General features: G+C 57.1%; 9 protein-coding genes. 6 read left to right on the top strand and 3 right to left on the bottom strand.

Features of this window, described 5'->3' with window-relative positions; genetic code table 11:
* Window positions 1–666: 666 nt before the first annotated feature.
* From A5906_RS46225 to A5906_RS30395, 6 genes are all read left to right on the top strand, one after another.
* Complete coding sequence (locus A5906_RS46225; RefSeq protein WP_430642428.1) at window positions 667–3,078, top strand: 2-aminoethylphosphonate--pyruvate transaminase; 2,412 nt, start codon at window positions 667–669, stop codon at window positions 3,076–3,078.
* 31 nt (window positions 3,079–3,109) lie between these two features.
* On the top strand, window positions 3,110–4,168 hold the full coding sequence (rtxC, locus tag A5906_RS30375; RefSeq protein ID WP_080138879.1) for a dhydrorhizobitoxine desaturase: 1,059 nt from the start codon (window positions 3,110–3,112) through the stop codon (window positions 4,166–4,168).
* A complete protein-coding gene (locus tag A5906_RS30380; protein ID WP_080138880.1) occupies window positions 4,165–4,980 on the top strand; it encodes a gamma-glutamyl-gamma-aminobutyrate hydrolase family protein in 816 nt (271 codons plus the stop codon). The genes rtxC and A5906_RS30380 overlap by 4 nt, the downstream gene beginning before the upstream one ends.
* A 165-nt stretch (window positions 4,981–5,145) precedes the next feature.
* Window positions 5,146–6,015, top strand: coding sequence for a DMT family transporter (locus A5906_RS30385; protein ID WP_245326982.1), 870 nt, complete (start codon window positions 5,146–5,148; stop codon window positions 6,013–6,015).
* Entirely contained in the window at window positions 6,012–7,292 is a 1,281-nt protein-coding gene (locus A5906_RS30390; RefSeq protein ID WP_080138882.1) for an ATP-grasp domain-containing protein, read from the top strand. The genes A5906_RS30385 and A5906_RS30390 overlap by 4 nt, the downstream gene beginning before the upstream one ends.
* 6 nt (window positions 7,293–7,298) lie before the next feature.
* Complete coding sequence (locus A5906_RS30395) at window positions 7,299–8,636, top strand: glutamine synthetase family protein (RefSeq protein WP_080138883.1); 1,338 nt, start codon at window positions 7,299–7,301, stop codon at window positions 8,634–8,636.
* Window positions 8,637–9,684: 1,048 nt separating this feature from the next.
* Here the strand turns inward: A5906_RS30395 and A5906_RS30400 are convergent.
* From A5906_RS30400 to A5906_RS30410, 3 genes are all read right to left on the bottom strand, one after another.
* Entirely contained in the window at window positions 9,685–10,929 is a 1,245-nt protein-coding gene (locus tag A5906_RS30400) for a type II toxin-antitoxin system HipA family toxin (protein WP_080138884.1), read from the bottom strand.
* Window positions 10,926–11,240, bottom strand: coding sequence for a helix-turn-helix domain-containing protein (locus tag A5906_RS30405; protein ID WP_080138906.1), 315 nt, complete (start codon window positions 11,238–11,240; stop codon window positions 10,926–10,928). The genes A5906_RS30400 and A5906_RS30405 overlap by 4 nt, the downstream gene beginning before the upstream one ends.
* 252 nt (window positions 11,241–11,492) lie before the next feature.
* Window positions 11,493–11,810: hypothetical protein (locus A5906_RS30410; RefSeq protein WP_210189986.1), on the bottom strand; the 318-nt coding region annotated here is incomplete at its 5' end.
* Window positions 11,811–11,913: the final 103 nt, after the last annotated feature.

Below are 11,913 nucleotides of genomic sequence, written 5' to 3' on the forward strand. Positions count from 1 at the left end.
TCACGCGAGAAAATCCGCGGAGAGGGGTTGAAACGCCTGTAACGTCAAGTTGTACGATCTCCGACATGGCCAAAACAGTCATCAACGTCCCAAATCTTCCAACGAGCGGCGGAGTGCAAATGTATCAAGTCGCAAGCAAACGCATTGGACGCCCGCTGCGAACGACGATTCGCGTGTGCGATGCCTATCATCCTGGCGCGACGATCCCGGCTGCATCGCCTTCCTGACGTAAAGCTTGCCTGACTGGGACAGGCTCACATGTGAATCGTCGGCCGACTGGCGCTTCATGGCGCTAGAAGGCGAGGGCGCTCACGCCTGCATATGCGTGACGGTTGGATGAGAGCGTTTGTCGGCGCCAGTTGCGCCCGAGCGCTATTTGGGAGGTCTGAAACGCATCAACGGGGAGCTTTGTGAAAGAGCGCTCTCCATCGGCGATGTGAAGGTTGTGATCTGGCAGCCTTTTCGGACCGCCGACGTAAAACGCGCCCGCGATCTATGGCGCTTCATTCGAAGCTGTTGATGAGGAAGGGGGCGTGCGCCACGGGGTTCCCTGGTCGGCGTACTCCAGGTCATCGACGAATACAACTTAGGAGGAATGGTTTGACAAGACAGCGGTCTTTGCTGACGCCCGGCCCATTGTCGTTATCGTTGGCGGTCAGGAGCCAGATGCAGCTTGATCTCGCGTCGCGCGATTGCGAGTTCAAAGAAGTGACCGCTTGCATGAGGCGGTTGATGCTCAGCTTGCTGGGAAGTGATGACGACTATTCGGTGGTGCCTATTCAGGGAGGTGGCTCCTTTGCAATGGAGGCCGCTCTCTCTTCCTTTGTGTCCCGAGCCCACAGGCCGCTCGTTTGCATAAACGGCATCTATGGCGAGCGCATTCTGCAAATCTTGCGACTGTGGGGTGTCGAAGCGCTGAAGCTTGTCAAGCGCGCGACCGATCCTTTGGATCCGCAAGAAATCGGCGATTATCTGAGCCGAAATCCTGGCGTTACGCACCTGTGTTTCGTGCACTGTGAGACGACAACCGGAATCGTTAATCCGTTATACGAGATCGTGGAGGAGGCAAGGCGACGTGGCGTAAAGACCATCATCGATGGGATGAGTTCCTTTGGCGCCCTTAATATCGACCTGAGCCAGCGAGGACCTGACGTACTGGTCACATCGAGCAACAAGTGCATAGAAGGGCCGCCGGGAGTAGCGTTTGTAATTGCGTCTCGCGAGCTCCTGGAGAATGCGACTCAAGAACCAAGGTCGTTTGTGCTCGATGTGAGAGATCAATGGCGCTCGCTCGAGCGCACGGGTGAGTGGCGGTCGACCCCTCCCACCCACATCGTTCAGGCAACGACCATGGCCTTAAAGATTCTGCACGAGGAGGGCATCGACGCTAGACGCTTCAGGTACGAGAAGGTTAGAGACGATCTCATCAAAGAGCTCGAAGGGATCGTGTCTCCGCTGCTGTCTCCCGAGCTGCAGTCGCCGGTCTGCGTTGCGTTCAGTGCGCCGCCCGGAATGGTGGACCAGCCAGGATTTGATGGGCTGTATCGCCACTTGGCAGCCCACAATCTTTACGTCTACTCGAAGCTGCATCTTGCGACGCGAAGCTTTCGCGTCGGTTGCATTGGGGAAATCCAATCCAGCTGGATTGAGCAGTTGGGATGCGCTTTTCGTTCATATTTCCGGTCCGGTCAGGCTCGGTCAGCGACGCCGACGTCGCGCCAAGAGGCATTTGGGGCGCGCGTAAAGTCGCCGGCTCAAGCAGCTGAGGACCGGCAGCTGCCGTTTTCCGCCGAGACTGCTGTTCTGCATGCGGGCTATCGACGCGACCCTGTGACGAAAGCCGTCGCAGTGCCGATTTACCAGAATACAGCGTATGAACTCGATGGCGATCTAAACCACATTGCTGACGTGTACAACGTCAAGGCCGATGGGTTTACCTACACGAGGATTATCAATCCGACGACCCGCGCGCTAGAGAAGCGCTATGCCGCCGTCGATATGGGCAGTGACTCGCTCGCCGTTGCGTCAGGTCAAGCGGCGACCTTCCTCGCTATCATCAATCTCTCAAGTGGCGAGGTAGGGGACAATATCGTTGCCTCGCCGTATCTATATGGCAATACCTGGAACCTGCTCCACAACACATTAAAGCGTTTGGGAATCACCGTGAGGACAGCAGATCCTCGAAGGCCCGAGACGTTCGAACGTGCCATTGATGACCGCACGATATGCCTGTTCGGAGAGGTGATTTCGAATCCCTGTCTGGTTCCACTCCCCGTCGCACAGCTGGCGGAGATCGGCCGAAAGTACGGCGTGCCTCTGGTCGTGGACAATACGACCACGCCACTGGTATGCCGGCCGTCAGACCTGGGCGCCGCGGTTACGACGTACTCTGCAACCAAATATATATCCGGCCATGGCACGACCCTCGGCGGACTAATCGTTGACAGCGGAAAATTTAGCTATCGGGGAGCCTCTCGCTTTCCGGTGTTCAACCGTCCCGACGAAGCGCATGGCGGAATTGTCTGGCACAGCGCTGTGCGCGATGTCGATGATCTAGGAAAAAGCGAGTTTCTCCTCAAGGCTCGCATGACCTGGTTGCGCGATACCGGCGCGGCCATCTCCCCGTTCGCGAGCTTTCAACTGATCCAGGGGCTTGAAACGCTGCCCCTTCGCATGAAGCAGCACTGCACGAACGCCAGGATCGTGGCCGACGTACTCAAGCAGCATCCTAAAGTGCGACGGGTTTTCTACCCGGGTCTCTTTGAAGGCGTCGATCGGGAAACCGTCGAACAGACACTCAATACCGCATACGGACACGGGGCGATGGTCATGTTCGAAGTGGAGGACGAACAGGCTGGGCGAAAGTTCATCCAGAACGTCGACTTGATGTATCACGTTTCGAATGTAGGGGATGCCCGCACGCTCGTAACTCATCCCGTGTCGACGACACACACCACGGTCCCGCGGGAAAAGCGCGAAGCCGCCGGCATATTTGGCGGGTCGATCCGGCTTTGCGTCGGCATCGAAGATGTTAACGACATCCTGCGCGATCTGGACAAAGCGCTCTCCGCAATCTGACAAACCGCAAGGCGATCAAAAAGAGGTTCTCATGAATCAGGCTGACGCTTGGAAACTGAGGTCAACACGCTATGAGAGCGTTCAATTCAGTCGCGAGATCAACAAGCAGCTCTCGGAGCTAAGGCCCGATAACATCACGGGAGCCGCCTACATTGCTAAAGATTACGCTATCATCACAGCATGCACCCTTGCGACATTGTCGGTCACATGGTGGTTCTACCCGCTGGCCGTTCTTCTGATTGGTGCCTACCAGCGCGGATTGACAACCGTCGCTCACGATGCGGCTCACCGCACGCTGGCGAAGAACACGACTTGGAACTATGTCCTCGGCATTCTCTTCGCTTCCTATCCCTTGTTCCAGCGCCACTGGGCGTATCGCATCTCACATGTCTACTTGCATCATCCCTATCTCGGCGACCCGGACAAGGATCCTGACCTGAAGTTCTTCCTGGCCACCGGCGTTTATGACGTGCAGCCTCCTGGGCGGTACGCTTTCAACATCATCTGGAAGCCGATCTTCGGTGGCGCGACAGTGGCGTATCTGAAGTATCTCTGGACTAATCGGTTTTCGATCGAAGATGCCGGAGACCAGAGCCGCACAGGCATCCTTATCGACAGATATGGCTTCTATCTCTTCTGGATCAGCATCCTGGCCGGGTCATATGCCCTTGGCCTGCTCCATATCGTCGTCCTGTTCTGGATCGTGCCCTATCTCACCACGTTTCAGGTCCTCGGCTGGTTTATCGAACTCGCTGAACACTCACCCATGTGTGAAACGGAGACGCAGAACGTCTATCTCACCAGGAATCGGAAAGGAAGCTTCCTCGAGCGGGTCATCCTCGGACAGAATCTGGATGAGTACCACCTTGAGCATCACCTTTCGCCGGGTATCCCGTTTTGGCTGTTGCGCAAAGCTCAGATAATCCGAATGCAGGATCCGAACTATGCGCAGGTCGCTGCCACCTGGGGCGGGCTCTTTGTCAAGGGACCCCAAGGTCAACCTAGCGTCATAACTCAGCTGAAAGAGCGAAATCGACGGTTGTACGAGCAGTCCGTTGCCGCCGTTCGCACGCGAGGCCAGGTGGCATGACCTTGCAACAGTCCGTGCCTGCTCGAGCCGTGGTCGGCGTCACTTCGAACCGTCTTTTGGTCGATGGTGTGCATCGTGACTGGTTGCGGCGTAAGTACGTGCAGGCACTCCAGCGTCATGCGGGAGTGGCTTGCGTCATTTTGCCGACCGTCGACGCGGAGGATGCTAGGGAGGAGGTCGCTCCGGCCATCATGGGCCGGCTCGACGGCCTCGTGTTGACAGGTGATGAATCGAACATCGACCCCGCCGTTCTGATAGCGCCTGCGTCCTTGACGGGGCCCGATCGGCAGGATGTTGAGGCTGCGATCCTTGACCGTCCACGGGACAGGCTCTCTGCCGTGGCCATAGAGAGCGCCATCGCGCTCGGAATGCCTATTCTAGGCATCTGCCGCGGGCTTCAGGAACTCAACGTCTATTTCGGGGGCACACTCCGCCCATCGCTTGCGGAGTGGAGCCACGAAAGTGGCGCCATGCATGCCGAGAAGCCAGATCGTCCCAGAGACCGTCAGTACGATGCCGCGCACAGCGTCAGGATATCTTCCGATGGCGCGCTCTTCCCAATCGCGGGGACGGTCGAGGCGCAAGTCAACTCGCTGCACAATCAAGGCATCGAGGCGCTTGCCTCGGCGCTGAGGCGGGAGGCCTGGGCGCCTGACGGTTTGGTCGAGGCGGCTTCGGTAGTTGGCGCCCCGACGCTGCAAATCGGTGTGCAATGGCACCCTGAATGGCATGTCTCAACCGATCCCCTCAGCAAGCAGCTGTTCAAGGCATTTGGAGAGGCGTGTGTTCGGTACTGCCGAACAAAGAAGTAGTAGAGGCTGACTGTGACAATTCAAACGAAACGTGGTCCGTGCAACTCAAAAGAGGGCTCCCTCGAAGCCGGTGCACGCGCCTGGTCCTGCGGAGGCCGTGCGCCGCCGCGCGGGCACAGGAACTGCGGGCTATTGACGAACCACTTCGCTCTAGGAGTATTGTTTGTGGCGCTTTATGTCGTCGTGAGCGCGGCCGGCGACGTTTATGCTGCATCATATCTTCAGCAAGCGGATGTGTTCGTCGCGCTCCTGCTGTCCTTCGCCGTGGTCTGTCTGACGTTCAATCTCCTGGCTCGTCACGACAGAGGCGAGGCAAGAGTTGGAAAATGGTCGCTCCTCGTCTTCGTCGCGCTCAACGTGGTGACAGCGATCAGCTGGATCGGCTTATTTGTCGGCTTGAAATACGTTGAGCCTGCGATCGTCGTCGCGTTCATAGGGGCGTTGGGACCCACCGCAACTGTGTGGTTAAACGCACTGATCAGGCGCCAGGGTGCCCCTCCAGCATCCGATATTGTCGTAAGCGTTACGATCGCGACGATCGGGAGTTACATGATCTGGATCTCGGCCAGCGGCAACGCGGGCGTGGCGTGGGGAGCTCGCTCGTCCTTTGGCATCGTTTTGGCCATCGTGGCCGGCCTGTCACTGTCCCTCACGAATATACTTGTCAAACTCCTGTTCGACCGTGGGTTTTCCGGCCGGCAAGTGCTGGCGCATCGCTTCTATGGAACCATTCTCTTGCTGCTGGGACTGGTCGACCATTCATCTATCGTGCCTGAGATCTCGCGGCATTGGTTTGCGATCGCAGCGATTTGTCTTTCGACAATGATTGTTCCTTTGCTCTTGATCCAGCAGGGCATCCGCCTCGTAGAGCCCTTCACCGTCAACATGGTCCTGTCCACCGCTCCCATCATCACCTTCCTGTTCCAGTACTTCGATTCTCGCATCGTGCCTTCGTCGCATACGCTCGTTGGGAATCTTCTCATTACGGTTGTCGCTCTCGTCAACATTTGCTTGCAGTATCGGAGATCCGCATGAAAGAACGAAACTGTGTAATCGTAGACGCATACTCTACTGGCCGATACCTACCGGGCGAATTCAAGCGTTATGGAATTGGAACCGTGCATGTGATGTCGGCCGCACAGATTCCATCCATATTCCAAGCGCATTTCAATGCGGATCTTTACGATGAAGTCATTCGTCCCCCCGAGAGCATGGGGTATGAGGACATCGTCGAGTACCATCTTCATGCTCTCCATGGCAGAGAATTGGAGTTCGTTCTCGCGGGCTGTGAAACCGGAGTTGAGCTTGCCGATTCTTTATCGGAGCGGCTGGGCTTGCCTTCAAATGGGACCGCGCTATCGGCTGCTCGGCGTGACAAGGCGCGATTGTCTTGCGCGCTCGCCTCTGCTGGCGTGCGATCGATCAGACAAGTCGTGTCCGATAATGCTGTAGAGATCGCAAACTGGAAGCGTGAAGCGAAGTTCGATGAGATCGTGATCAAGCCTCTGAACAGTACGGGCACCGAGGATGTCTTCTTTTGCTCGACGGATGCTGATATTCAGCGGGCTCTAGGCGTAATTGTCGGGAAGACGAACCGTGTCGGAGCGTTGAATCGGTTTGCCCTCGGGCAGGAAAAAATAAAAGGCCAGCAATACACCGTAAATGCCGTCTCGATCGACGCGAAAGCCTTCATTACGGAGGCCTGGACTTATGACACCATTCGCGTCGAGGGGGCATCATCGGTCTGCTCACTTGAAAGATTGTTGGAGGGTAGCGAACCAATCGTTCAGGAGCTGTCCGAGTACCTGGAGCGTGCGTTGCAGGCGCTTCAGATCGTCAACGGACCGGCTCACGCTGAGATCATTATCGATCATCGCGGGCCGGTTCTGGTCGACTTCGGCGCGAGGCTTCAAGGGACTATGTCGGCAAAAGCACGAACCATGGCGTTGGGGCATAACCATATGACGCTGACGGCCTGGCGTTACGCAGATGTCACGACCTTTCGTGAGTACATGAGGCTGCGCGGCCCCTACAAGCGGAAGGCTCACGCACTATGCGTCTCGCTGATCTCCGATAGGGGCGGTGTCGTTGCCGGTTACCCCGGACTCGAAGCAATACGGAAGCTCCCGAGCTTCGCGGATGCCATTGCATTCGTCCCGATTGGTGAAGAGCTAGTTCCGACCATCGACTTGGCATCGACGCCCGGCATCGTTTATCTCGTGAATAGCGACATGACTCAACTTAATGATGACTATCGCAAGCTGCGAGCAATGCGGATGGACCAAGTTTTCGAGTTAGTGAACGCGAGATAGCGACTAATGCCTACTGATGCAATGTTGACCGGAGCGGAGCCAGCTCGCGCGTCGATGATCGGCGTAAGCGATTTCGACGGTGTGCTGCGAGGCAAACACGTCTTAGGTGAAGATCTGTCTGATCGAGATAAGGTCATCAAGTTCTCTGAAGCGGTGCTCGCGTGGGATTGTTCGGATCGGATCGTTCCGATCAGTTTCACGCTGAATCCGCTATCAGCATTCGGGGATGCCGATTTGCGTATTCTGTCAGCTACCGGTCGTTCGGTGTCTCATGTCGGGAATCGATGTCTCTACCTCGCCGAGTTCACCGGCGCACATGAGAACATCTGTCCGCGGGGTATTCTGCGTAGGGTCCTAAGAAGGGCTGCTAACCACGGATACAGATGCGCTGTCGGGTTCGAGTTTGAATTTATGTTGTTCAAGGAGAATGCCGACACAATCGAGCAAAAGCAGTTCCGCGAGTGGGCTACCTTAACACGGGGCCCCTTCGGCTACTCGATTGTACGCTCTGTCGCTCAACATGAGCTGTTCGATGAAATCTTGTCGCTTTGTGAGAAAGCTAGAATACCTCTCAGCGGACTACACTTCGAAACGGGACCGGGTGTCGTCGAAGCGTCTCTTCGTCATTGTGATGCGCTGGAAGCTGCCGACCGAGCAACCATTTTCAAGTCGATGATAAAAGCATGGGCGCAAAGGCGAGGCATGATGGCTACATTCATGGCCAAGGTTTCCGAGAATTGGCCCGGCCAGTCCGGCCATATTCACATCTCGATGTCCTCGGATGGTCAGAATGCGTTTTACGACAGCAACGCGCTCGGCAACTTCTCAAAGCTTATGAGGCAATTCATCGCCGGACAACTAAAATACATGAATGAGTTCTGTGTGCTCGCCGCGCCGAACTTCAATAGCTACAAAAGACTGGTGCCTGGCTGCTGGGCGCCAGTCTGTCCAAGCTGGGGAGTTGACAACCGCTCGTGCGCGGTTCGCGCCATTCCGGGAGAGCCATCTGTCCATCGTCTGGAATATAGGCTGGCTGGCGCAGACGTGAACCCATATCTCGCGCTCGCATGTGCCATTGGTTCGGGAATATTGGGAATCGAGACAGGTGTGGCACTCCCCGCTTCGATCGCCGGTGATGCAAGCGTAGAAATGTGCCTTCCGTCCGCGAGACTGCCTCAAAGCCTATCAGAGGCAACATCTCTTTTTGCACAGTCTGCAGCGGCCAACGATGTCTTTGGAGAAAGGTTTGTTGAAGCGTTTTCTTGCTCACGCCGTTGGGAGTGGGAAGCTGTTCAGCATCGAGTGACCGACTTTGAACGTCTGAGATACTTCGAGATCATTTAGCGTGTCTTGGCAGTTCTGTGCCTCATTCCTCTCGCTGTCATGTGATGGGCGCCGGGACCGTCGCGGCTGCTGTTCCGCTGATGTGAGACTTCATTCAGAGCGAATGTGCGTCTCTCGTTAGGAACGTCCTTGGGAGCCGATGAGATCTGCTGCTAATTGCTCTGTGGCCGCAATTGCGATTGCTTCAATGCGATGCAGTAGAATGTGCTCGGCTTCTTCAAGAGAGGGCAAGGGCGAATATTTGTCCAGGGGGCGAAGCCGAAGAGCAGTGACGCGCGACGCTGTAGCCAAGCCGCGGAGCCGCGCGCCCGCGACTGAATTCCCGCGGCAGCGAAGAGGGCCCAATCACTTTCGGTACTGGATACATAAGAGCGAGAAATGCTGCGCGGTGCATTTAGCGAACATGCGCTAGGGATTGTCCCTCGAAAGCGCACGAGGATTACGCGCAGAACCGCCCCAGCATATCCTTGGATGCGCGCGTACAAGGCCTGCAACAGTGATCTTGCCCTTATCGTCTTCGAACGGGTGAGTGCATCACGAAGAAGGCCGAACAACTTCGCGCGGTAAGAAACACACACGATTGGCTTGGGGCAGCACCCGTTGCCCCGCCAGGTCTGCCGCCGCGATTTGCCCTCGTTGCGCCGGAAACAGCTCGATCTCCGTGTAGCAGCAGCAATTTTGTAGGCGACGTAAGGCATATCCACCGGCGCAAGGGGGGGACGATTGACCGCCGCTTCTTCCGCGAAAGGCTTACGAGAGTTCGTGTTCTGTTTCTAACTTGCGCGCAAGGTGCAGACGCCCATTCTTGTATGCGGCTAGGATTGCCGCCGCTGCATCTGGCCCGACTTCTAGGACGAGATCGAGAAACGACCTGTCGCGCGAGCGAATGTCGCTGCGCTCGGCCGACAGGAGCCTACCTTCGAGAACGAGCCGTCGCGTCTTGATGGGCCTGGAAGGCCAGCTAGGAAATCCGTAAGGAAGCGCATTCGTCAAACATCCCTCATACGACGGCGGGATCGGGTGATGTGCATTTCGCGACCTGCCAACCCTAGGGGTCAAGGATGGATGCCATTTCATCGATATGCGCATCGATCCGAGCGAGGACCTGCGCAGGCACGACGTCGCGCTCTGGAAGAACTGACCACTTGTCGCGCACGGCCGCCGCGGTTTCAGCTACAGCCGTCACCACAGCTCCTTCCGGAAGACGGCTGCGGTTTGCGAAACTGCGCCAGCGTTCTGGAGTCAGCGCCTTGAACGACTTTTCGCCGGCGAGACTCAAGGCTAGCCCGTCCTTTGGAATGTAAGGAATTGTCGAAAGCACATCGTAGATAGGCGACAGCGTTGGCGTCCGGCCATCTCCGGGATAAAGCAGCGACCAATTCTTGAGATGCATATCGCCATTTCCAGTGATCGCGGTGAGTGCGAGACGCCGAACAAACTCTATTGCGGAATCGAAGGAGACGCCGCTGGTAAGCGCTGCCGCGATATTGTGATACGCTGCGCCAGTATATTTCTCGGACGGATAGCGGCCGAAGACCTGCGCGAAGTCCTCCATATGCACGCGCGCGCCGTCAGCGCCGCGGTCGAAGCGGCGGACCAGCAGCACCTTGCCCGTGGATATGGTGTTAAACTCTTCCGGAATGCCGGCGAACTCCGTCTTCTCGACGAGTTCGCGCGCCGGGACTTCCATCCCCAACGCTTCCGCCAAGGCCAAGATCGCGAATTCGCTTTCCGAAAGTCCAATGTGCGTGAGGGACGCAAATTTGGCAATGTACTGTCCTTGCTCGTCATCGACGGCGAGCGTGATCCCGCCCTCCTTTCCAGTGTTCTTCATCACAGAAAGCTTCATCTGAACGCCGGCGAGCGAAAAACGTGCTTTCTTCTTGCCCTCGGCCTCGGGGTCGGCTGGAACGGGGATACCGCCACTTGGCAGGGCGCGTACCGCTCCTGGCAGATTGGTTCCGAGCGCAGCCAGGAGATCGAAGTCGTTTCCCGGTCTGACTGACGCGGCGTGGTGCTTTTCCATCGCCTCGCGCAGTTTCTCTTCGGGCAGCAGGTTGGCAAAGAACGGAGGCAGCGCCCCGCGTATAGGTTTGGGATCTCGCCGGAGGCCGCCGTCCGCTGAGCGAAGCGACAGGCTGAAGATCGGCGGGTTGTTCATGCTCCGGTAAGTGGGCAAAAGGTTGAACGCGTTGTAGTCACCCGGCGTGCGGACAAGGGTGCCAATGGGAAGATCGTTCAATGAGATATCAAGCGACTGGATTCGTTCAGCCGGGAGGACAGCCTGATTCACGACTGTTCCTCCTCTTCGGCATCTGACGTGAATGCGGGGCGATCATCATCGTCGGCCACGGGCTGCAACATCGACTGAATGGCGGGCACCATCGCCTGCGGGATCAACATCATCTCCATCCCAAGGGCGCGGGCGACATTGACGAGTGTCGTTGCGCGGGCGGCAGCGGCGCCCGTTTCAATGTCGCGATAGCGGGGTCTGCTAATGTTCGCTCGAAGGGCGATTTGCTCTTGGGACAAGCCCGCAGCCATCCGGGCCTTTCGAAAGTGCAAGCCGAGTTCCCTGAGGAGTGGATTTGGAGTACGAACCATGATATGTTCTCGGACCAGCACAGAAAAAATGATACCTAAACAGATCAATCCGACGCGTCAAGAGGAAACGTTAACAGATCTTACGCAGCAGAATGATCCGTAAACATATCTTCGCAGTTGCCCAGTCCTCAGAAGTCGCGATGAACGAGCCGGGATACCCGAGCTTACCCGCTGCATGCCAGTGGAATGAGCGCCGGAACCTGGACTGGGGGTGAGGCTTTCATCGCTTGGCATGGGGACCGATCCGACAGCTCACTTGCCCCGCGCCCGGTCGATCTGCTGTTGGACCCAGCCGTCAAAGTCAGAAAGCGCTTCGATGATCGCGTCGTCCAAATAATCCATCTGGTTGAGATCATCGCGTGCTGCGGCGGCGCTGAGCCTATTCGTCTCTTTTCCGATGAGGTTCGCCTTCTGCTGCCATTTAGCAATGGGCACCGTCGAGTATCGTCGCTTCCAAGTCGCCATAAGATGCCTCTTAAAGAATATCGGCAACAACGAGTTCAACGGCGAAATCGTCACCCTCTCGCTCCAGGCCAGGAACGTCCGCCAGCCAGCCGGCTCGAGGCGGGGNGGGGAAATCCGCCAGCCGCCGTGAGCTCGTTCAGCAGGACGCGCTGATGGCGAAGGTTTCGGTCAGCAAGCCTCGCAACCTGCTCTATTGTATCGCGCGTTG

It is taken from the genome of Bradyrhizobium sacchari, from assembly GCF_002068095.1.
GTDB classification, from domain to species: Bacteria; Pseudomonadota; Alphaproteobacteria; order Rhizobiales; family Xanthobacteraceae; genus Bradyrhizobium; species Bradyrhizobium sacchari.

What these genes read in the sequence shown, in the direction of transcription:
- A5906_RS46225 (WP_430642428.1), top strand. Translation starts at nt 667, where the DNA reads ATGCAGCTTGATCTCGCGTCGCGCGATTGCGAGTTCAAAGAAGTGACC.
- rtxC (WP_080138879.1), top strand. Translation starts at nt 3,110, where the DNA reads ATGAATCAGGCTGACGCTTGGAAACTGAGGTCAACACGCTATGAGAGC.
- A5906_RS30380 (WP_080138880.1), top strand. Translation starts at nt 4,165, where the DNA reads ATGACCTTGCAACAGTCCGTGCCTGCTCGAGCCGTGGTCGGCGTCACT.
- A5906_RS30390 (WP_080138882.1), top strand. Translation starts at nt 6,012, where the DNA reads ATGAAAGAACGAAACTGTGTAATCGTAGACGCATACTCTACTGGCCGA.
- A5906_RS30395 (WP_080138883.1), top strand. Translation starts at nt 7,299, where the DNA reads ATGCCTACTGATGCAATGTTGACCGGAGCGGAGCCAGCTCGCGCGTCG.
- A5906_RS30405 (WP_080138906.1), bottom strand. Translation starts at nt 11,240, where the DNA reads ATGGTTCGTACTCCAAATCCACTCCTCAGGGAACTCGGCTTGCACTTT.